This is a genomic window from Marinospirillum insulare DSM 21763, from assembly GCF_000686905.1.
GTDB classification, from domain to species: domain Bacteria; phylum Pseudomonadota; class Gammaproteobacteria; order Pseudomonadales; family Halomonadaceae; genus Marinospirillum; species Marinospirillum insulare.
In genome coordinates, this window is sequence record NZ_JMLW01000006.1 from 1 (window position 1) to 20,997 (window position 20,997).

General features: G+C 43.1%; 21 protein-coding genes. 1 reads left to right on the forward strand and 20 read right to left on the reverse strand.

Annotation, left to right across the window (positions count from 1 at the left end; genetic code table 11):
* From BP27_RS0103145 to BP27_RS0103175, 7 genes are all read right to left on the reverse strand, one after another.
* A partial coding sequence (locus BP27_RS0103145; protein ID WP_036239267.1) for a HigA family addiction module antitoxin occupies positions 1-190 on the reverse strand: 190 nt, incomplete at its 3' end.
* Between the two features lie 192 nt (positions 191-382).
* The gene (locus tag BP27_RS0103150; protein ID WP_016390346.1) at positions 383-922 is read right to left on the reverse strand and encodes a manganese efflux pump MntP; all 540 of its coding nucleotides are present in this window, start codon (positions 920-922) and stop codon (positions 383-385) included.
* 117 nt (positions 923-1,039) lie between these two features.
* Positions 1,040-1,321 (reverse strand): type II toxin-antitoxin system RelE/ParE family toxin, encoded by a 282-nt coding sequence (locus BP27_RS0103155; protein ID WP_027848403.1) that lies wholly within the window; start codon positions 1,319-1,321, stop codon positions 1,040-1,042.
* Positions 1,318-1,590: a CopG family ribbon-helix-helix protein gene (locus BP27_RS0103160; protein ID WP_027848402.1), complete on the reverse strand. Its 273-nt coding sequence runs from the start codon at positions 1,588-1,590 to the stop codon at positions 1,318-1,320. Before BP27_RS0103160 ends, BP27_RS0103155 begins: the two co-directional genes overlap by 4 nt.
* Before the next feature lie 120 nt (positions 1,591-1,710).
* Positions 1,711-2,661, reverse strand: coding sequence for a DUF5655 domain-containing protein (locus BP27_RS0103165; RefSeq protein WP_027850311.1), 951 nt, complete (start codon positions 2,659-2,661; stop codon positions 1,711-1,713).
* 106 nt (positions 2,662-2,767) lie between these two features.
* Complete coding sequence (locus tag BP27_RS0103170) at positions 2,768-3,517, reverse strand: hypothetical protein (protein WP_051610211.1); 750 nt, start codon at positions 3,515-3,517, stop codon at positions 2,768-2,770.
* Positions 3,518-3,617: 100 nt separating this feature from the next.
* Positions 3,618-3,914, reverse strand: a complete 297-nt coding sequence (locus BP27_RS0103175) for a hypothetical protein (protein WP_027850313.1) — start codon at positions 3,912-3,914, stop codon at positions 3,618-3,620.
* A 338-nt stretch (positions 3,915-4,252) separates the two neighbouring features.
* Between BP27_RS0103175 and BP27_RS16920 the strand changes: the two genes are divergently transcribed.
* On the forward strand, positions 4,253-4,480 hold the full coding sequence (locus BP27_RS16920; protein ID WP_084324492.1) for a phage integrase N-terminal SAM-like domain-containing protein: 228 nt from the start codon (positions 4,253-4,255) through the stop codon (positions 4,478-4,480).
* On the opposite strand, the gene purT is transcribed toward BP27_RS16920, so the two are convergent.
* The 13 genes from purT to BP27_RS0103240 form a co-directional block, all read right to left on the reverse strand.
* Positions 4,421-5,602 (reverse strand): formate-dependent phosphoribosylglycinamide formyltransferase, encoded by a 1,182-nt coding sequence (gene purT, locus BP27_RS0103180; RefSeq protein WP_027850314.1) that lies wholly within the window; start codon positions 5,600-5,602, stop codon positions 4,421-4,423. The genes BP27_RS16920 and purT overlap by 60 nt on opposite strands.
* A 4-nt stretch (positions 5,603-5,606) precedes the next feature.
* Positions 5,607-6,443, reverse strand: a complete 837-nt coding sequence (locus BP27_RS15015) for an ABC transporter permease subunit (protein WP_051610213.1) — start codon at positions 6,441-6,443, stop codon at positions 5,607-5,609.
* Positions 6,444-7,355, reverse strand: a complete 912-nt coding sequence (locus BP27_RS0103190; protein WP_027850315.1) for an ABC transporter permease subunit — start codon at positions 7,353-7,355, stop codon at positions 6,444-6,446. It lies immediately after the preceding gene.
* A complete protein-coding gene (locus BP27_RS0103195; protein WP_027850316.1) occupies positions 7,352-8,503 on the reverse strand; it encodes an ABC transporter ATP-binding protein in 1,152 nt (383 codons plus the stop codon). The genes BP27_RS0103190 and BP27_RS0103195 overlap by 4 nt, the downstream gene beginning before the upstream one ends.
* Before the next feature lie 63 nt (positions 8,504-8,566).
* Positions 8,567-9,691: a polyamine ABC transporter substrate-binding protein gene (locus BP27_RS0103200; protein ID WP_281172122.1), complete on the reverse strand. Its 1,125-nt coding sequence runs from the start codon at positions 9,689-9,691 to the stop codon at positions 8,567-8,569.
* Positions 9,692-9,774: 83 nt separating this feature from the next.
* The gene (locus BP27_RS0103205) at positions 9,775-10,869 is read right to left on the reverse strand and encodes a polyamine ABC transporter substrate-binding protein (protein WP_027850318.1); all 1,095 of its coding nucleotides are present in this window, start codon (positions 10,867-10,869) and stop codon (positions 9,775-9,777) included.
* Between the two features lie 137 nt (positions 10,870-11,006).
* Positions 11,007-11,513: an STAS domain-containing protein gene (locus BP27_RS0103210; RefSeq protein ID WP_027850319.1), complete on the reverse strand. Its 507-nt coding sequence runs from the start codon at positions 11,511-11,513 to the stop codon at positions 11,007-11,009.
* A 2-nt stretch (positions 11,514-11,515) separates the two neighbouring features.
* Complete coding sequence (locus BP27_RS15020; RefSeq protein WP_051610215.1) at positions 11,516-12,301, reverse strand: PP2C family protein-serine/threonine phosphatase; 786 nt, start codon at positions 12,299-12,301, stop codon at positions 11,516-11,518.
* 32 nt (positions 12,302-12,333) lie between these two features.
* Positions 12,334-13,095 carry an MlaA family lipoprotein gene (locus BP27_RS0103220; RefSeq protein WP_027850320.1) on the reverse strand — a complete coding sequence of 254 codons (762 nt, stop codon included), beginning with the start codon at positions 13,093-13,095 and terminating at the stop codon, positions 12,334-12,336.
* Between the two features lie 4 nt (positions 13,096-13,099).
* The gene (locus tag BP27_RS0103225) at positions 13,100-14,227 is read right to left on the reverse strand and encodes a beta-ketoacyl-ACP synthase III (protein WP_027850321.1); all 1,128 of its coding nucleotides are present in this window, start codon (positions 14,225-14,227) and stop codon (positions 13,100-13,102) included.
* Between the two features lie 27 nt (positions 14,228-14,254).
* The gene (locus BP27_RS0103230; RefSeq protein WP_027850322.1) at positions 14,255-15,175 is read right to left on the reverse strand and encodes an alpha/beta hydrolase; all 921 of its coding nucleotides are present in this window, start codon (positions 15,173-15,175) and stop codon (positions 14,255-14,257) included.
* 87 nt (positions 15,176-15,262) lie between these two features.
* Positions 15,263-19,180, reverse strand: coding sequence for an ATP-dependent RNA helicase HrpA (gene hrpA / locus BP27_RS0103235; RefSeq protein WP_051610217.1), 3,918 nt, complete (start codon positions 19,178-19,180; stop codon positions 15,263-15,265).
* 71 nt (positions 19,181-19,251) lie between these two features.
* The gene (locus BP27_RS0103240; protein WP_051610219.1) at positions 19,252-20,877 is read right to left on the reverse strand and encodes an AMP-binding protein; all 1,626 of its coding nucleotides are present in this window, start codon (positions 20,875-20,877) and stop codon (positions 19,252-19,254) included.
* Between the last annotated feature and the right edge of the window lie 120 nt (positions 20,878-20,997).

Consider the following 20,997-nt stretch of genomic DNA (forward strand, 5'->3'; position numbering starts at 1 on the left):
TTCGGCCTAAAACTTTAGATAACCTCAAAGCCATTTCAGTAGAAATGGAACTTTTGCCTTTTATCACCCGATTAAGAGTAGAAGCTGCAACCCCCAGCTGCTCTGCAAGGTATCTGCAACTAATATCGTGCGGCTCCATATAAATGGATTCAATAAATTCACCAGGATGCGATGGGTTGTGCATAGACATTAGTGATAATCCTCATAGTTAAGGATGTACGCATTGCGCAACACGAAGCAATCTTTTCTACTATTCACTTATTAACACTGGGTTGGTCTAACGCCCGCAGCACGCGCGGCTTTGTAGTGGAGGCGAAGCCGCAACGAAAAAGCCGTCGCTGTGACTGCGATTGTTATGTGTTTTTGGCTTCACTGCAGAGTCTCAAAATACCAGAAACTTCAACCCAATTATAATGAGTATTATACCGCCCAAAAGCTCTGCCTTGCTTTCTAGCCATGTCCCACTTCTAGCACCAATAAACACACCAACCAAGCTGAATATAAATGTCGTAACACCAATGATTCCGCAAGCAACTATCGGGTTGACTTCGAGTAGATTTAATGTAAACCCAGCAGCCATTGCATCTATACTCGTAGCAATAGCTAAAATAAGCATCACTTTATGAGTGATTTGTGCAATATCTTCTTCAACACCCTCGCTAATGGCTTCATAAATCATCTTTCCTCCAACTGTTATAAGAAGGAAGAATGCAATCCAATGTGCATAATTCTCAACCCAGCCGAGCACACCTTTTCCACCAAAGTAGCCTATAAATGGCATTAGCGCTTGGAATAACCCGAAATATATTGCAGCAATTATAGCTAGCGACTTTGTCTTCTTGACACGCTTTGATCCAAGCCCTATAGAAACCGCAAATGCGTCCATGCTCAGTGCTACTGCCAAAATTAAGACTTCAATCATTAAAATATCTCACAAATATACTCGGGTGTTTATTGCTTACGAAACTTAACGCCGCGCTCTGTGGCAAGTTTGAAGCGCAGCGGAAAACTTGTCTAGCAGCAGCGCCTTGTTAAATTATTACCGCTCACCTTCCAAGCTATGCCACACCCTAAGAATAATAATGGCACTGGTATGAACCGAATAGCGAACAACGTATTTTCCAAAAACCATATCTCGAATGGAGTCAGGCACCGGCGCCATTTCAACTGGTGTGCCCATTTTGGGGAATTCTGGAAGTAATTCGATTTTGCCAACCAGTTCGGTGGCAATCCTGGCTGCCGCCGACGGGTTGTACATCGCAACGAACTCCCTGAGGCGTTTCAAATCATCAATAGCCTCATCCGTGTAAGCCAGCTTCACTTACTTGACCTTGGCGCATCCTGCTCGTTTTCGGTTCCCCAGCTATTAAGCCAACTGTGAACCTCGCTGGCATCAACAACCTTGCCTTGGGCAGCAGCCTCCATTGCCTCTAACGTTTGTTTCCAACGCTCTTGCTCAAGCTGCTGCTTTTCTATGTATTCCGACAGTGCCTGGTTGATCACCCAGCTTTTGCTACGGTGCAGCCTGCTGGCGATTGCTTCCAAACGCTGTTCAACTTCTGCCTGAAGGCGAACCGTGGTGACGCTCATGACTATGCCCCCTCATACCTAGTGACTACAACGTATTACAGCATGGTCTGCGAGGTTAGGCAAAAAATTTAACGCTTTGCTCACCGGAAAATTAGGAGCGCAGCAACTTGTTAGAAGGCATTAGCCACCAACCTTGTTATACGCCATTGTTATAAATTCTTTTACTGGCTCAAACTCGGCTTCCGAAGAAACGGTAAACTCAATATCACCAGTACCGTAATGGCCTATGGATGTCACATCTCGATAGTTTTTGGTGCCAGCTGGAACGTCCGATGGCTTGAGCTTCAAGAACAGCTTGATGTTCTTACCTTTGACTTCCATACAAGCAATGTTCTGTGAGACTTTGTAAGCAACGTAGAATTTTTTTGGTACTTCTTCAATTGATTCATCTAAGCCAAGAATGAACTCTCGGATCGTCGCAGTTAGCTCATGAATTTGTTCACTTTTACCCTCAAGTCTTTCATCGAACGTATAGGTCGCCGTGGCGCGAGTTAGTGCGGCTTTTTTACCTGCTTCAACCATAACAGGATTTTTATATCCATTATCACTTGGAACTACTGACGTAGACGAAGCTGTTGACTTAGTAGTATGAAAAACCTCTTCAAGATAGAGTGAATTATTGGAAAATAGCCGATATTTCCAAAGTTCTATATTTGCTCCCATGACTTGAACAGCGTGTAAGTCATACTTTTTGTAGTTTGGCGCAATGCAAATTACCCTAACATCAGACCAATCTACTTTGGCCTCATTTCCCAGTTTTTTTTGCACTGCAATTTCAAAATCACCTTTATGATCTTGTATCCAATGCAGATAAAAAAGACTTTGATTGATTAGCTCTGAAGATTCGACTTTTTTGTATTCGATAATAACCGGATTATCTTCTTCTGATAATGCAAGGCTATCAATTCTTCCTGCGTGTTGAGCGCCAGTTGAAAACTCACTCGCAACAAACCGGCAATTGAAGACGGTTTCGAGGTTTTTCTCAATCAGGGACTGCAAGTCCTTTTCCAGTGCGAAGTTTTTCTGTTCTACGGCAGATAACTTGTCACCTGAAATATCGAAAATTGGCACTTGATGATTACTCCATTGTCTCTTTGGCTTCTAACGCCCGCAGCACGCGCGGCTTTGTAGTGAAGGCGAAGCCGCAACGGAAAAGCCGTCGCTGTGCCTGCGTTTGTTAGGCATTGTATTTCTTGATTACAAAATAACACATTGAAGAACACATATTACGCCCTAAGCGAACAAACTCTTCATGACTAAAACCAAGCGGAATGTGTGCTCCATTGCTAATAAAGGTAAATACAGATGCAAGAGCTTTTTCTTCATTTTGATCTATGAAGCTAGCGGTTTTTAGATATGCAAGTGACGGCCCCCATGTATTTCCACTACCTGTAGGGCTAAACCCTTTTGAACATGCAATTTCTCTAACCAGGGTCTCAAGTGCAATACGAATATTCGTTAAGCTCCCATTGTAATCAGGCTGAGCTTTTACAAAATCATCAGCAGAAGCATTAATAGAACGCTTTATATTATCACTATTTTGTAGAGCAGAGTTGTCCAGCTCTTTTAGTAGAGCGTCCTCCACCGGCTCGTGCCCTTTAAAATTTGGGTCAAGGGATTCAATAGCATCATTTTCGATCTTGTAACCATCTAGCAATAGAGATTTTTTAAGAATTGAGTACTGATCATCAAATTTGTACTTCGGAGACGTTTGATTTCTCAATGTTTTATTGGTGTGGGCAATTTCGATAAGCATCTCGGCCAGAACATCTTCTGATGCAAATGTGACTTCATTGCTAATACCGGCAGGCGAAGAAGCCATTTGAGGATCAAAACCAAACTTATCCAAAATCACAGAGACCGTTGGTTTTTCTATCACTCCCAAAAGCTGACTTAATGAAAACTTAGTTCTTCTAGATACCTGCATATGTCCTCAGATCCTTGTGATGCTTAACGCAAAGCACACGGGTGACGACCGCGCAGCGGTTGGCATCCCAGCGGCCGCAGGCCGCGAGTGATGCGCCTTGTTATGAGTTTATTTTCTGAATCCATTGCAGGGCATCCTTGCGAGTTTTCTCAGAAACACGAGGTGAATCAGACGAAACGATAATTTTCAGCGCGGCTTCTGCACGACCTGCATTTATAATACTCCGAGCGTGGCCAGTGCGAGAGATACAAGAGCCCTCAGTATAGTCTGTCTCTGCTCGTAGCTTTTCGACTATATCCTCACGCGATAATGCGTTCGACGAAAACTCACCAAAAAATCTCACGAAACAAGCCTGACCAACCGATTGAAGAGTTCTTGAAAGTTGCTCATCATTCATGGGTTAACTCCTAACCAAAAACTCATAACAGCGTATTAGTAAGCATGCTCATTTTGCAGCTTTTGTTTACTTACTAAAAACTAATATATAACCCTGAATGCTAAAGATTTTACCAGTAAAAACAAGCTAACCTTTAGTTACAATTCAAGCACGCCGCCTATCCCGCTCACTGCATGCACACTATCCTACTCTATAATTCTGTAAGCATCTGTTTCTTAAAGCTTTAAATAAATATCTAGCAGAAGATTGAGCAGGGTCAAGGTTTAAAACAGGCACATTTCAAAACATCAACCAAAATAGACTGTATAAATAAACAGCTATATTAAAAGGTGGTATTTATGTTGAAAAGCCCATTTTTAAACTCGATACGTATGGATTTGCGTCAAAAAGGTTATGCGCTTAAAACTGAAAAAACTTACTTGTATTGGATTAAATACTTTATTTTATTTCATAAAAAACAGCATCCTCAGAATTTAGGTAATTTAGAAATGCTTAAGCTTTTAACCCTAAAAACTCACCTTCACTGCTGCGGCACTTCTACTGGCTTTTTCTTTTGCTGCCTCTAGTGTATCGGCCAGTGCTAAAGCCACGCCCATTCTGCGGCTACCGTTGATATCGGGTTTGCCGAATAAACGTAGTTGGGTGTCTGGTTCTGCTAGGGCTTGTTGCAGGTTGCCAAAAGTGGTGGTGTTAGATTTACCTTCAGGAAGTATCACTGCTGATGCGGCTGGGCCGTATTGGCGAATATTTGGAATGGGCAGATCTAAAATTGCGCGGGCATGTAACGCAAATTCAGATAAATTCTGTGAAATAAGCGTCACCAAACCAGTATCGTGCGGTCTGGGTGACACTTCACTAAACAACACTTCATCACCACGAATAAACAGTTCGACCCCAAACACGCCCTGCCCACCTAAAGCCGTGGTTACTTTTTCTGCTATTTGCTGTGAAGTTTTTAAGGCGGTTTCACTCATGGGTTGTGGCTGCCAAGAAGTACGGTAATCGCCGTCTTCCTGCAAATGGCCGATAGGTTCACAAAAGCTGACGCCACCCACATGGCGCACTGTCAGCAGGGTAATTTCATAATCAAAGTCTACAAAACCTTCAACTATTACCTTGCCACCACCGGCACGGCCACCTTCTTGGGTATATTGCCAAGCCGCCTCTATTTGGTCTGCATTTTTTAGTGTGCTTTGGCCTTTGCCTGAAGAACTCATAATCGGCTTTACCACACAGGGCATACCAATTTGGGCAACTGCGGTTTTAAAATCGGCCAAGTTGTCGGCAAAACGGTAGGGCGAAGTTGCAATGTTTAATTCTTCTGCAACTAAGCGGCGTATGCCTTCACGGTTCATGGTCAGTTGCGTAGCACGAGCGCTAGGAATGACCTTAAAACCTTCTTGTTCTAATTCTGCCAAGGTGTCAGTGGCTAGGGCCTCAATTTCTGGAACTATCAGGTGTGGTTTTTCTAATTCAATAACCTTTCTTAATGCAGCACCATCTAGCATTGAAATTACGTGTGAGCGGTGGGCCACCTGCATGGCGGGTGCGTTTTCATAGCGATCAACTACGATGACTTCAACACCTAGGCGCTGTAGTTCAATCACAACTTCTTTACCTAGTTCGCCACCACCACAAAGCAAAACACGGGTAGCAGTGGATGTTAAGGGCGTTCCTAAGGTTGGCATGGGGCTATCCTTTATAAGTTTTAAACTTATGCATGGCTTTTTTACGCTTTTCTTCAGCACGGCGTGTAAAGAACCATAATAAGAAGGTAATAATAGAAATAAATAGCAGTATTAAGCTGGCAATGGCATTAATTTCTGGTTTAACCCCCATACGCACCGCAGAGAATATTTCCATCGGTAAGGTGGTTGAGCCTGGACCAGATACAAAACTGGCCAATACCAAGTCATCTAAAGACAAGGCAAAAGACATCATCGCGCCAGCCGCTAAAGAAGGTGCAATCATGGGTAGGGTAATTAAGAAAAACACCTTCCAAGGCTTAGCACCTAAATCCATCGCCGCTTCTTCCATAGAGCGGTCTACTTCTCTTAACCTTGCTGACACTATGACTGAAACATAGGCTGTACAAAAGGTGGTGTGAGCTATCCAAATGGTCATTAGCCCTCTTTCTACTGGCCAGCCAATGAGTTGTGCCATGGCAACAAAAAGCAGCAGTAAGGACAAACCGGTAATCACTTCTGGCATAACCAGAGGTGCAGTTACCATGCCGCCAAATAGGGTACGGCCTTTAAATTGCCCAATGCGAGTTAGCACCAAAGCAGCTAAAGTACCTAAAGCTGTCGCAGCTATGGCTGTGTAGCTGGCAATTTCTAATGAACGCAATACCGCATTCATTAGCTGGGTATTATCTAATAAGCCCGCATACCATTTGGTTGACCAACCTCCCCACACGGTGACTAGGCGTGAAGCGTTAAAAGAATAAATCACCAAAATAAGCATGGGCAGGTAAATAAAGGCTAAACCTGCAAACAGCATAAAACGTGAAAAGCGAAAACTGGTCATTTATTTGCTCTCCAGTTCACGTGCTTGGTTACGGTTAAATAAAATAATGGGGATAATTAACAACAACAGCATAATCACCGCTAAAGAAGAAGCCACTGGCCAGTCACGGTTATTGAAGAATTCTTGCCACAACACCTTACCTATCATCAAGGTTTCTGGGCCACCTAAGAGTTCTGGAATAACAAACTCACCCACCACGGGAATAAACACCAGCATACTGCCAGCAATTATGCCGTTTTTAGATAAGGGCAAAGTAATCTTCCAAAAGGCCGTATAACTTTTAGCACCCAAGTCAGAAGCAGCTTCTAATAATGATGAGTCATGCTTAACTAAATTGGCGTAAAGCGGCAAGACCATAAAGGGTAAATAGGCATAAACAATACCGATATACACAGCGATATTGGTATTTAGAATTTGTATCGGCTCGTTAACAATACCCAGCCATATAAGGGTGTTATTCAATAGGCCATTATTGCTTAAAATGCCCATCCAAGCATAAACACGAATCAGCAAGGCAGTCCAAGTGGGCATCATCACCAACAAAAGCCAAACGGGGCGCATGTGTTTATCAGAACGGGCAATTGCTAGCGCCATAGGGTAGCCCACCAATAAACATAGCAAGGTGCTGAAGAAGGCAATTTTTAATGAACCTAAATAAGCCGCTAAATACAAGCCATCTTCACTTAGCAATACATAGTTGCCAAAATTCAGCAGCAGCGTTAATTGGTTATCCGCCCAAGCGGTTAGGCTGGTATAGGGTGGAATAGCAATATCAGCTTCGGCAAAGCTTATTTTTAAAATAATCGCAAAAGGTAATAGAAAAAATAACAGCATCCAGAAAAAAGGTACGCCTATCACTGCATGGCGGCCTTTGGGCAGCAATCCTAGTAATTTATTGCGTAACTTTTTCATGATTGGAATACCACGCCGCTATCATCTACCCAATGCACATAAACTTCATCGTCCCAAGTCGGGCGTTTTACATTACGTTCGGAATTAGCAATAAAAGCCTGCACTAGTGCACCAGAAGCTAGTTTTATGTAATAAACCGAATGACCACCCAAGTAGGCAATATCATCAACACTACCCTTAGCCCAGTTATAATCTTGGTGCTCTAGTTCGGGTAGCTCACTGCTTAACAAAAGCTTTTCTGGACGCAAGGCAAAAGTAACGCGTCTGTTTTCCGCCAAGCTAGTAATACCATGACCTATATAAATAGGACGCTCTAACTGGGTACAGGCAATCACGGCATGATCAGAATCTTCAGCAATAATTTCACCATCAAATAGGTTTACGTTGCCAATAAACTCGCACACTAAACGGCTGGCCGGTGTTTCGTAAATATCCATCGGGCTACCCACCTGGGCTATCCAGCCTTGGTGCATAATGGCTATACGCTCTGCCATGGTCATGGCTTCTTCTTGGTCGTGGGTTACCATTACGCAGGTAACACCCACTCGCTCGATAATTTCGACTAGCTCTAGCTGCATTTGTGAGCGCAATTTTTTATCTAGCGCACCCATGGGTTCATCTAACAGCAATAACTTAGGACGCTTAGCCAAAGAGCGTGCCAAGGCAACCCGCTGACGCTGACCACCTGAAAGCTGATGGGGTTTGCGTTTGGCGTAGTCTGTCATCTGTACTAGCTTGAGCATTTCTGCAACGCGTTCAGCAATTTCATCTTTTGGTAGGCGGTCTTGCTTAAGGCCAAAAGCAATGTTTTGTTCAACACTCATGTGCGGAAATAATGCATAAGACTGGAACATCATATTAATTTGGCGTTCGTAAGGCGGCAGCTGAGTAATATCCACCCCATCCAACCAAATACGGCCTTCACTGGGTGTTTCAAAGCCTGCCAGCATACGTAGCAAGGTGGATTTACCCGAACCTGAGCCACCTAGCAGCGCAAAAATTTCGCCTTTGTTAATTTCAAGAGTGACCTCATCAACGGCTAGGGTTTCATCAAAATACTTAGTAACCTTCTCAATTTTAACTAACACGTTTTTTGGCTTTTTCATGTTCGCCAGTGCTTTTTTATAAGCGCCCGAAGCTAGTGCCATAGAGTTCTCCAAAAAAGAAAGCCCAGCTAAAAAGCTGAGCTTTTAATCTTATAGTAAATAAAACTAACGCCCAGATTTAAAACGTGTCCAGCTACGGGTTTTTATGCGCTGCACTTTGCTTGGCAAAGGCTTAGAAATAAATAAACTGTCTAAAACCGCTTGGGCTGGATAAACCGCTGGATTATTCAGCACGTCTTCATCCATAAAGTCATCAGCATAGCGGTTAGGGTTAGCATAACCCACATAGTCACTGACCTTAGCTATCACGGCCGGCTCTAGTAGGTAGTTAATAAAAGCATGGGCTTCAGCTTTATTACCTGCATCGGCTGGAATGGCCAGCATATCAAACCAAAGGTTAGCGCCTTCTTTGGGAATTACATAAGCGATATTAACGCCCAGCCCTGCTTCATCTGCACGGTCTGCGGCTTGCATTACATCACCTGAAAAACCTGCAGCCACACAAATATTGCCATTGGCTAAATCAGCCACGTATTTAGATGAATGAAAATAAGTAACGTAGGAGCGTACTTTAGCTAGTTTTTTTTCTGCTGCTTTATAGTCAGCGGTTTTGTGGCTGTTAGGGTTAAGGCCTAAATAATTCAAAACAGCAGGTAACATTTCATCGGGCGAATCTAAAAAAGAAACCCCACAACTACTCAGCTTCTGCATGTTTTCTGGCTCGAATAACACCGCCCAAGAGTCGATGCTATCTACGCCTAGCACTTCTTTAACTTTATCAACGTTGTAACCTATGCCATTAGTACCCCAAAGGTAGGGAACAGCATACTGATTACCCGGATCATTATTAGCCACCTGCGCCATTAGCTGCGGCTGAAGATTATTTATATTGGGCAGCAGGCTTTTATCTAGCTTACCAAAAGCGCCAGCTTGCACTTGCCTTGACAAGAAGTGGTCGGAAGGAACTACTAGATCATAACCACTGCGCCCAGCTAAGAGTTTGCCTTCTAAGGCTTCATTAGAATCAAATACATCGTAAACCACCTGTATTTGTGTTTTTTCAGTAAATTCTTCAAGCACTTCTTTACTGATGTAATCTGACCAGTTGTAAACATGCACTTTTGAATTGGCCTGAGCTAGCGTACTTAGAGTTGCTACCAGTAAAAAGCTAGTGATTTTTATAAGCTTTCTTTTTTTTGTTAACACCACACTGTGTATCAATTTAAGCAATAGTACACCCTCCTAGTTTTAAAGGTGGGCCGCCTTTCAACAGCCCTAGTTTGATAGTTATAGCTTCTAGTTAAGCTACAGGCTTATTTTCCAGATTTGATTTTAGTCCAACTACGGGTTAGCAAACGCTGGGTTTTAGCTGAAAAATCAGGAAAAGTGTAGAGCTTGCTCATTAAATCTGCAGGTGGATAAATACCCGGATCAGTCCGTATTGCTTCATCAACCAAAGGTGTTGCTAGGTCATTAGCGTTAGGAAACTGTAGGTAGTTAGTTAAATCTGCCATCACTTGAGGCTCTAATAAGTAGTTAATAAACTCATGGGCTTCTTTAACATTCTTAGCATCTTTAGGAATGGCAATCATATCAAAAAAAGTACCCGCACCTTCTTTGGGAATTTTATAAGCTAAGCTAAGTTTATTTTTAGCTTCTTCTGCACGGGCTTTGCTTTGATACAAATCACCCGAATAACCGACCGCTACACAGATATTGCCACTGGCTAAATCTGAAATGTATTTAGAGGAGTGAAAGTAAGTAACATAAGGGCGAATGCTTAACAATAAAGCTTCGGCTTGCTTAATATGCTCAGGGTTTTCACTGTCGGTTGGCAAGCCTAAATAATGCATAGCCGTTGGTATAATTTCGGTTGGCGAATCTAAAATGGCTACACCACATTCATGCAGTTTTTTGATGTTTTCAGGCTTAAAAATGACACCCCAAGAGTCAATAGACTGGTCACCTAAAGCCGCTTTTACTTTATCAACATTGTAGCCAATACCAATAGAGCCCCACATATAAGGCAAGGAATACTGGTTACCAAGATCACTTACTTCTAGCGTGCGTAATAAGTCTTTATTAAGATTTTTCCACAAAGGAAGCTGGCTTTTATCTAAGGGCTGATAAACACCGGCTTTAATTTGCTTAGCTAAAAAGGGGTTAGAAGGCACCACAATATCATAGCCAGAACGCCCTGAAAGCAGCTTAGCTTCTAGCACTTCATTGCTGTCATACACATCAAAAACAACCTTAATACCGGTTTGCTTTTCAAAGTTGCTGATTGTATCGGGCGCTACATAGTCGGACCACTGATAAACATTGAGCTGACGTTGCTCTGCCTGCACACCTAAACTAACAGCCATGCTTAAAGCAGTGGCCAACAACATTTGCTTAGTTTTTTTCACTTGCACAGCTCCTTTACAGCTTAGGTTAATAACAACAATAAAAAATCGCAGGATAGAAGCTAAAGCTTTTTCCAGTTAAATGAATCAAGTAGTTGAGCTACTGGTAACAAAGCTTGCTGAGCAAGGGTTAGCCAGGTTTAATTTTCAGGACAATCAGGTTCAGAACATTCTTCAAGCGCATCTACAACGCTTTTAAACACTTCTTTATTTCGCTCATTCATTGCCATTAAAGTCAGGTGAGCATCCAGTACCTGGGCTTTTATATGCTCTTCTGAACCTGCTAGCTGAGGTACTTCGTGGAGTTCTTGGCTAGTGGTTAAGGGCTGTTTAAGCAAAATAAAGTACTGACGAAAACCCATGGATTCTAACAAAAGGGTTATGTCTTGGTTAGGTGAGATAATACTCGGTTGTGCCAGCCCATTACTAGAGGCTTGCACCGCTATTTTTGCTAACAATCCTAAAGTAGTGCTATCTAGGTTTTCTGTTTGTGATAAATCAATCACAAAACTGTCAATTTCTTTATCTGCAAAAATGCGTTCTAACAATTCATCTAAGGTACAACAAAGTGTTAGTCGTACATCACCCACTAATTTCAGTATAAAGGTGCGCTGCGATTTAGCCGACAGCAACTTACCTGTATGCATAGTTAACAACCACTTAAAGTCATCAAGGTTACATCATCTGGCCAACCAACCTTTGGGTTAGCCAAGCGGTGTAAAAGGGTTTCTACGTCTCCGCTTGTAGCGGCCACCAGTTGCTGCCATTCCTGTTGCCTAGCTTGCAAACCCTGCCCTGGCAAAACTTCTAGCACGCCGTCACTGGCCATACATAACTTTGCCTTTTCAGGAAAGGTGCAAGTGTAATCCTTGTAGGCGGCTCCTGGGAAGAGGCCAACAGGTAATCCTTCACCTTCTAGCTCTTTTACTTCATTCCCGTCCACAATTAAAGGAACGGGTAAGTGAGCTGCTAAAGTATAAGTGAGTTTTTTTGTAGAAATATCAAGACATCCCAACACTAGGGTTAGGTGTTTTTCTAGCCCTGAAGCCAAGAGCTCTTTATTAACCCTAGCACAGAGTTTGGCAGGGCTTAGTTGACCATGACTGGTGTATTTTTTAAGCAGGTACCTAAGCAGAATGGTCACTAAGGCTGAAGCAGACCCACTCCCCGAAACATCGGCAATGTAAAAAACCAGTTTGTTGGGCTGGGGTGACCAAAAATCTAAAAAGTCACCTGAAAGGTGCAATGCAGGTTGCAAGAGGTAATTTAACCTATAGCCTTCAATTAGCACATGATTAGCAGGCAACAATCTATGTTGCATTTGGTAAGCAGCTAGCTGATCTTGCTCTAAGGCTTCAATTGATCTTTTTAGCTCAGCATTTTCTGCTCTTAGTTGCTGATAATCCAAAGCGCCATTTTGCTCTGGTTTGCTCATGCACACCTCTTTACGCTTTAACTAATAGCCGGTTAATCGGCAAAGTCAGCATCGTCAAAATCAAAGTCATCATCCTCTAAAAAAGGATCAGACTCAAGGCGACCATCGTTTACTAAAAAAGTACGCCTCTGCAAATAGGCATCACGAATAAAAGAATAACGGTCACCTTGAATTAAATGTTCTTTATCTAAAAGACCTTCACGTAGCTGTACAAGCTGCAAAGCACTTAAGCCCCAACGCACCTCTTTGTTATCAACAACATAAGGCAGGGGGTTAAGGTAGTAATAATCAATAGGCAAAGAAACCGTATGGCTCAAGGTTTGCCCACCCAAAAAAGGCCAAACCAAATAAGGACCTTCTGCTAGCCCCCAGGTATTTAAGGTTTGCCCAAAATCTTCATGGCTTCTTTGTAAATCTAACAGGGGGGTGGCTACTTCAAATAAACCTACCACACCCACTGTGCTATTCAGAGTAAAGCGGGTTAAGTCTTTACCAGCGCTAAGTGGCTTAACCTGCAGTAGATTATTTACAAAATTAGAAGCTTCGCCTAGATTAGCAAAAAAGTTTTTAACTCCCTTGCGTACAAATTGAGGGGTAATAAACCTATAGCCTTTCGCTAGAGGTTTAAGTGCCCAAGTATCGACGGTTTCATTAAAGCTAAATACTTTACGGTTCCAGCTCTCATAAGGATCATCGTTGTACCTAACTTGTTCTTTTGGTGCTGATGCTGAACAACCAACTAAACTTAAAAAAACCAGTAAAAACAACCAATTAAAATACTTGGGCAGCCGCATATATTTAAGCTACCTTGCGAACCAGTAAGCAGCCGGCTGAATAACCTGCACCAAAAGAGCAAATAACACCTAAATCACCAGTTTTCAAATCTTGGTTATGCAAATGGAAGGCAATAATTGAACCAGCCGAGCTGGTATTTGCATAGCGGTCTAAAATAACTGGAGCTTCTTCGGCAGTGGCTTCGCGACCCAACACACGACGAGAAATCAACTGATTCATACTTAGGTTAGCTTGGTGTAACCAGAGTCGTGACAGTTGCTCAGCCTTTATATTATTCACTTCTAATTGCTCGGTAATCATGGCGGCAACCATAGGACAAACTTCTTTAAATACTTTGCGCCCTTCTTGCACAAACAATTTATCTAGTTTGCCAATACCTGCTTCGTCACAGCGATTTAAAAAACCAGCATTATTACGAATATTGTTAGAAAACTGAGTGATTAGCTTGGAAGCAAAAACTTCGAAAGTATTGCTTTTTTCTTCGGCTAGTTCGGCGGCTTCTAAAATAACTGCTGTACAAGCATCACCAAAAATAAAATGACTGTCTCGGTCACGGAAATTTAGGTGGGCACTACAAATTTCTGGATTAACCATTAAAACACGTTTTGCCTGACCTGCTTGAATAGCGCTATAACCGGCTTGGATACCAAAGGTGGCGCTAGAGCAAGCCACATTCATATCATAAGCATAACCACCAGCCCCCAAGAGCTGTTGAACTTCAACAGCAACGGCTGGGTAAGCGCGCTGTGGGTTAGAGCAGGCAAGAATGACTAAGTCTAGGTCTGAACCCTTTAAGCCGGCTTTTTCTAGGGCTTCTTTAGCAGCAGTCACTGCCATTTCAGCTTGAATAGAAGGTTCATCGTTGCTGCGCTCTGGTAGGTAGGGCTTCATTCTATCTGGGTTGAGCACTCCGTCTTTATCCATTACAAAACGGCTTTTAATACCTGATGCTTTTTCAATAAATTCTGCGCTAGAAGGCGTTTTAGCTTCCAGATCACCGGCTGCAATAGCAGTGGCATGCTGGTCGTTGTAATGAGTTACCCAAGTATTAAATGAAGAAACCAGCTCTTCATTACTAATGCTTTGCTTAGGGGTAAACAAGCCAGTTCCAGTTATTAATACACGTTTCATAAGTATCTCTTATATATTTAAGGCTGTTTAAGGTAGCTCTTTTAGCCAGTTAAGTAGCAAAGGATAATAATCTTGCTCGGCAGTTTCATGTAAACAGAGTTCCGAGCGCTTGTAATTTTTTTGGTTTCCTACCTGGCGACCTAGCTTAATTAAACGTGCATTATGATCGCCCAAGTCAAACATAAAAGCACGTGCGTCTGTTTCACTACCACGCCAAGACCTATGCAAGCTCGCAAAATAAAGGCTAGGTGGCCAATCTAGTTTTTTTACTTCAGCTAGGTAGTCAAAACCATCTTTACTTTGCCAAGTTCCATTTAAGCAATGTAAAGCTTCTTGATAAAACCCCAGACTTTCGTTGGCACGCCCTAGTTTAAGCTTAACGGCTGGAATATAGCCCAGCACTTTACCTAAAAGACTCACGCCACGGCGATGCACCCAATTAACCCAAAAACTTTTAACCGCACCCGTGGGTTGTGATTCACGAAAAGGACTAAAATGCACTAGGGTTTGTATGGTCGTTAATTTGGCTGGATTACGTGCTAAATAATTAGCCAGCAACAAACTCCCAAAGCCCTGGCCTATCCAAATTTGTTTATCTGGCTGAGCTGTGTTGTCCATTGTTGCAACAAGTTTTTGTAAATCTTGAGTGATGGCCTCTTCTACACCCAGCTCGAGGTTAGCTAGTGACTGGGTATCTAGGTGACGACCCCTCAGTTCTGCTAAGTAAACATCATAACCTTCACGCGCTAAAACATAAGCCAAACCCGTTTGAGTTTTAGCGTCGTGAAAGCAGCTGGCATCATCCATTAAGCCATGTAGCATAAGCACGGCCTGCCCTGAAGATCGTTCTGGGCGAATACGCACTAGGTGTGCAAACTGTTGGTTTGCTACAAGTATATTTAGCCGCTCGGTAACCAGTGTAGCGGCTAGTTTACTTTTATAATTCATTCCTTGTCTCCCTGAGGGTTACTAGGCATATCCTACGCTCTTAGCAAACAATAAACTCATCAAATATAGGCTCTAATTAACTAAAACTTAGGTCACTAGCCTAGCCCAAGCTTCGGCAAGTCTACGTGCAGAAACCACCTGCTGCGTTCCTAGTTGCTGAGCATAAAGAGAAACACGGTATTCCTCAATTAACCAGCGATAATCAGCTAGGGCTTGGCTGACTTCGCCCTGCTGCTGCATTGCAGTATAACGGTTTTCCCAGTCTTGCCAGAGCTTTTCTAGTTCTTCTGCTAGACGTTGATCTCTAAGCCTATCTCGACTTGCCTTTTCTAACCTGACTTCCAAGGCTTTTAAGTACCTAGGATAGTGGGCTAACCACTCACCTGCTTGCCAAATAAAGCCAACAAAAAACAAGCGATTAAGTTGTCGACGCGCATCTTGAAAAGTTAATGCACTGGCTAAATCTAACTTGCCTTTTAGCTTGGCTGCCAAGGGCACTTGTGCTTCTAGTGCTGCTGTAGCTAGTTTTACTTTTTCTGTAGCAGCAGGCACCCAAGCCGCTTGATGTTTTTCTAGCAGGCTTTGAAAAGCTGCCTCATCTCTTGGCCAAAGTTCTGCATTATCGGCTAAAAACACTTCCCTGACACAAGTATTTAATAGGTCGTCTATTAAAGACTGACGCGAGCCTATTTTAGTAAACATTAGGGCAAGCTTTTCTAAACCAGGTAATTGGGTTTGTAGGTATTTATCTTTCTGAGGAAGATTTAAACGTATTAAGCGTACCAAGCCTTTTTCTGTAGCAAACTTCGCTTTGGCTGGGCTATCGAACAGAGTAACACCAACACTTTCACCTTCATCTACCAAAGCAGGGAAGGCTTGAATTTTTACACCCGCTTGCTGTTGCTCTAACACGGGTGGTAATTCGCCAAAGCTCCAATCCGTTGCGCCACTGGCTTTTAGTTGCCCTGAATCTAAGGCTTGAGTGGCTGCTTGCATTTGTCCTGCATATTTTTTGCGTAGTTTGGCTAAATCGCGCCCCTGCCCTAACTCTTCACCCTTATCTGATAAAACACTAAAGTTCATTAACAAATGATCATCTAGCTTAATGTTTTCCCAATGCTGCTCATCAATTTTTACCCCTGTAGTTTTGTAAAAAAACAAACCCAGGGCTTTGCCTAAGGGTAAGTCATCGGGTACTAAGGCTTGCAAGGCAGCATCTATGTAGTCTGGCAAGGGTACAAAGTTTTTGCGCACTTGTTTGGGCAGGCCACGCATCATGGCTAAGCATTTTTCTCGCAATAAACCAGGTACTAACCACTCTAAACGTGTTTCGGGTAATTGGCTGAGCATGGCAACGGGTACTTGCATGGTCACACCATCGTCTTTTTCGCTAGGTGCAAAGTTGTAAGTTAACTGCCAGCTAATACCCTGCCAGGTTAATAAGTCTGGAAACGCATCATCGGTTATCTCGTCTGCGGTTCGCGCCAGTAGCTCTTCTTTAGTCAGTAATAATAATTGTGGATTTACTATTTCTTCTTTTTTGCGCCAGCTTTCAAAACTGGCACCACGGCAAATATCTTCAGGAATCCGCTCAGCATAAAAGTCATACAGCACTTGATCATCGACTAAAATATCACGCTTACGGGCTTTATCTTCCAACACCAGCACTTCATCTAACAAGGCTTGGTTATGCGCCATAAAAGGGGCTTTAGTAACATAGTTGCCCTCGACTAAACCTGAGCGAATGAAAATCTCATGGCAAAGCTCAGGGTCATGTGCCGCATAGTCAACTTTTCTTCCTGTCACTAAGGGCAGGCCAAAGAGGGTTACTTTTTCATAGGCGGCAACCCGTGCTGCACGTTTTTCCCAATGGGGTGATGAATAGTCTCGCTTAATTAAATGGGCTGCTAAAGGTTCAGCCCATTCTGGCTCTATTTTGGCGACTAATCTGGCATACAGGCGGGTGGTTTCAACCAACTCTGAAGCCATAATCCATTTAGGTGGCTTTTTAGCTAACTTAGAGCCTGGGTGAACAAAAAATTTACGATTTCGCGCCCCTAAAAACTCTTTGTTTTCTTGCTGCATACCCATATTAGACAGCAAGCCTGCTAACAGCGCTTGGTGCAAGGCTACCGTGTCAGCTGGCTGGCTATTTTCTTTTAAGCCTATTTCACGTGCCAATAACTTTAGCTGGCGATGGGTGTCTCGCCATTCACGCATCCGCAGCCAGGATAAAAAGTTTTTCTTACAGTATTTGCGTAGCTGGCTGGCGGTTAAATCTTGGCGCTGTATTTCATAGTCTCGCCATAAGTTGACTAGGGCAGCAAAGTCAGAGGTAGGATCAGCCCACTGAGCATGAGCTTGGTCGGCGGCTTGCTGATGTTCAACAGGCCGTTCTCTAGGGTCTTGCAGGGTAAGTGCCGAGGTAATGATTAACACTTCTTGCAGGCTATTGCGCTGTGAAGCTTCTAAAAGCATACGGGCTAGGCGTGGGTCGATAGGTAATCGTGCCAGCTTACGCCCTAGTTGAGTTAAAGCATTTCTAGCGGTTACTGCACCCAATTCAAACAACAAACGAAAACCGTCTTTAATGGTGCGGCTATCGGGTGGCTCGATAAAGGAGAAGTCTTCAATGCTGCCTAGTTTCAATGACAGCATTTGTAGAATAACCGCCGCTAGGTTAGTGCGGCGTATTTCTGGCTCGGTAAATTCTGGGCGACCCTTAAAGTCTTCTTCGCTATATAAACGAATACATAAACCTTCGGCAACTCGCCCACAACGCCCAGCACGTTGGTTAGCACTGGCTTGGGAAACTGCTTCTATGGGTAAACGCTGCACCCCTGCCCTAACGCTATAACGGCTCATTCTGGCAACACCTGGGTCAATCACATAACGAATACCCGGTACAGTTAAAGAGGTTTCGGCGACGTTAGTAGCTAGTACAACTTTACGCTGATTAGAAGGCTGAAAGATTTTTTGTTGCTCACCGGCAGGAAGGCGTGCATAAAGCGGTAATACTTGGGTATGACGAAACTGCCCAAAGTTTTGGGCTTTGCGAATTTCATGTGCCATTTCACGAATTTCACGTTCGCCAGGCAAAAATATGAGCACATCCCTTGGGCCATGTAGCCAGCCTTTGCTTCTTTCAGCCGTTTCAATACTTTCTAACGCCTGCAAAACACCCTGCTGCAAGGTTAAATCGGCTGTGTCTGGGTCATCGGTTAATAAGGGTTGGTATTCTATTTCTACAGGGTAGGTTCGACCTGAAACCTCAATAACAGGGCAGTTATTAAAGTGTTTAGAAAAGCGCTCTAGGTCGATGGTTGCTGAGGTGATAATAACTTTTAAATCAGGACGGCGTGGCAAAATGCGTTTTAAATAGCCCAGCAAAAAATCAATATTAAGGCTACGCTCATGCGCTTCGTCAATAATGATAACTTCATAACGGTTTAGAAATGGGTCTTTTTGCGTTTCTGCTAGCAAAATACCATCGGTCATTAACTTAATCAGCGTGTTATCTGTCTGCTGATCATGAAAACGCACCTGATAACCCACCTGCTCACCTAGCGGTACTTCTAGTTCTTCGGCTAAACGTTGGGCAACTGAGCGAGCAGCTAAACGCCTTGGTTGGGTATGCCCAATTAAACCTCGCGCACCTAAACCTAGCTCTAAACAAATTTTTGGTAGCTGAGTGGTTTTACCTGAACCCGTTTCACCAGCTATAACTAAAACTTGATTTTCTGTTAGCGCAGCAAGAATTTTTTCGCGGTGTTCGCTTACTGGTAGGTCTGGATAATTTATTTTAGGCCAAGCGGCTTTACGGCTTTCTACTTTAGCAGCCGATGCTTGTAACTTTTCTCTTAGCTGATTTTGCTGGCTAGCCGTGGTGGGTTGGGCATTCTTTGCTTTACTAGGTAATTTACGCAGCTTGTGCAGTTGCCTACTAAAGCGATGAACATCTTTTAATAGGCATTGCTGCAATAAATCTTGTTCCAACTTAAACATGGTGGCTCTTTAGTTGCTTTAAAACGAGTTACTTAAAATTAAGTACTGCGAGCCACCTAGTATAACTGAATTTAATTAGCTTCATCACGTAGTTGTCTACGCAGCACTTTACCGACGTTTGTTTTAGGTAGCTCATCTCGGAACTCAACATGGCGCGGTACTTTGTAAGCCGTTAGGCGCTTTTTACACCAACCACGAACTTCTTTTACCGTTAAGTCACCTGAACGAGAAACAATAAACACCTTAACGGCTTCACCACTTTTTTCATCTGGCACACCTACGGCTGCCACTTCTAACACATCGGGGTGAGAAGCGATAACGTCTTCTATTTCATTGGGGTAAACATTAAAGCCCGACATATTGATCATGTCTTTTTTACGATCGACTATACAGGCATAGCCATCATCGCTTATTACCGCTACATCACCCGTATGAAACCAACCATCGGCTGTTAAAACCTTAGCTGTTTCTTCAGCTTGTTGCCAATAACCTTTCATTACCTGTGGGCCACGAATACATAGCTCACCCGCTTTACCTGTTGGTAGTTTCACGCCATTTTCATCTACCACTTTAATTTCAGTGCCAGCTACCACCTTACCAATGCTACCTAACTTAATCGCCCTGAGTGGGTTAAAAGTAGCAACGGGAGAAGTTTCAGTTAAACCATAACCTTCAGCAATATCGCTACCCGTCACTTCCTTCCACTTTTCTGCTGCTGCCTTAGTTAAAGCCATGCCACCAGAAATAGTCAGTTTTAAGCTGCTAAAGTCGAGCTCCCTAAAATCTTCTCGATTGCACAAGGCGACAAACAAGGTATTTAAACCCACAAAACCCGTAAAGTGGTTATTTTTAAGTTCTTTAACAAAACTAGGTAAATCACGCGGATTAGTAATTAACAAAGAATGGTTACCCTGTTCCATCATTACCATGCAGTTAACCGTAAAAGTGTAAATATGATACATAGGCAGGGGAGCTACAACGGTTTCGCCGCCTTCATTAAGTACGCTATCGATTACCCCTCTAGCCTGCAGCATATTGGCGACTAGGTTTTTGTGAGTCAGCATTGCGCCTTTAGCTACGCCAGTTGTGCCGCCTGTGTATTGTAAAATAGCGATATCATCTAGCTTAGCTCTGGTAGGAACCCAGTGTCCTTTACGCCCGACATGCAAGGCTTTACGAAAGGGTATGGCATAGGGCAGATGGTAGGCTGGCACCATTTTTTTAACATACTTGACCACCTTATTAATTGCATGACGCTTAATAAAGGGGTGTATATCGCCCAGTTCAGTAACAAATACATGCTTGAGGTTAGTTAAGCGTAAAACTTTTTGTACGCTTCGCGCCATGTTCGCCAGCACAACTATCGCTCGGGCACCCGAGTCATTAAACTGGTGCTCCATTTCTCTTTCTGAGTAAAGTGGATTGGTGTTAACTACGACTAAACCTGCTCTTAACGCACCAAAAACGGCAATAGGAAACATTAAGGTGTTGGGTAATTGAATTGCAATACGGTCGCCTTCTTTGAGGTCGGTATTATTTTGTAAGTAGGCTGCAAAGTAGCGGCTTTTTTCTTCCAACTGACCATAAGTAATTGTTTTACCCATACAGGTAAAGGCGGGCCGGTCTGCAAAACGCGCACAGGACTCATCAAATACCTGCAATACCGACTCATAACGACTCATATCAATTTCTGTCATACCAAACCTCGCCAGCTTATTATTGTTGATTAGCAAGTGACGTGCTGACTTTAAGCCTAGTTAACCAACTAGTGCACACATCAATTCAAACGCTCGTTTACTATAACCTGTAAAGACAAA

Excerpts from the sequence above, each read along its gene's own strand:
- BP27_RS0103175 (WP_027850313.1), bottom strand. The coding sequence starts at position 3,914 with ATGAATGATGAGCAACTTTCAAGAACTCTTCAATCGGTTGGTCAGGCT.
- BP27_RS0103160 (WP_027848402.1), bottom strand. The coding sequence starts at position 1,590 with ATGAGCGTCACCACGGTTCGCCTTCAGGCAGAAGTTGAACAGCGTTTG.
- hrpA (WP_051610217.1), bottom strand. The coding sequence starts at position 19,180 with ATGTTTAAGTTGGAACAAGATTTATTGCAGCAATGCCTATTAAAAGAT.
- BP27_RS0103170 (WP_051610211.1), bottom strand. The coding sequence starts at position 3,517 with ATGCAGGTATCTAGAAGAACTAAGTTTTCATTAAGTCAGCTTTTGGGA.
- BP27_RS0103190 (WP_027850315.1), bottom strand. The coding sequence starts at position 7,355 with ATGAAAAAGTTACGCAATAAATTACTAGGATTGCTGCCCAAAGGCCGC.
- BP27_RS0103210 (WP_027850319.1), bottom strand. The coding sequence starts at position 11,513 with ATGCATACAGGTAAGTTGCTGTCGGCTAAATCGCAGCGCACCTTTATA.
- BP27_RS0103195 (WP_027850316.1), bottom strand. The coding sequence starts at position 8,503 with ATGGCACTAGCTTCGGGCGCTTATAAAAAAGCACTGGCGAACATGAAA.
- BP27_RS15020 (WP_051610215.1), bottom strand. The coding sequence starts at position 12,301 with ATGAGCAAACCAGAGCAAAATGGCGCTTTGGATTATCAGCAACTAAGA.
- BP27_RS16920 (WP_084324492.1), top strand. The coding sequence starts at position 4,253 with ATGTTGAAAAGCCCATTTTTAAACTCGATACGTATGGATTTGCGTCAA.
- BP27_RS0103240 (WP_051610219.1), bottom strand. The coding sequence starts at position 20,877 with ATGACAGAAATTGATATGAGTCGTTATGAGTCGGTATTGCAGGTATTT.
- BP27_RS0103230 (WP_027850322.1), bottom strand. The coding sequence starts at position 15,175 with ATGAATTATAAAAGTAAACTAGCCGCTACACTGGTTACCGAGCGGCTA.
- BP27_RS0103225 (WP_027850321.1), bottom strand. The coding sequence starts at position 14,227 with ATGAAACGTGTATTAATAACTGGAACTGGCTTGTTTACCCCTAAGCAA.
- BP27_RS0103150 (WP_016390346.1), bottom strand. The coding sequence starts at position 922 with ATGATTGAAGTCTTAATTTTGGCAGTAGCACTGAGCATGGACGCATTT.
- purT (WP_027850314.1), bottom strand. The coding sequence starts at position 5,602 with ATGCCAACCTTAGGAACGCCCTTAACATCCACTGCTACCCGTGTTTTG.
- BP27_RS0103220 (WP_027850320.1), bottom strand. The coding sequence starts at position 13,095 with ATGCGGCTGCCCAAGTATTTTAATTGGTTGTTTTTACTGGTTTTTTTA.
- BP27_RS15015 (WP_051610213.1), bottom strand. The coding sequence starts at position 6,443 with ATGACCAGTTTTCGCTTTTCACGTTTTATGCTGTTTGCAGGTTTAGCC.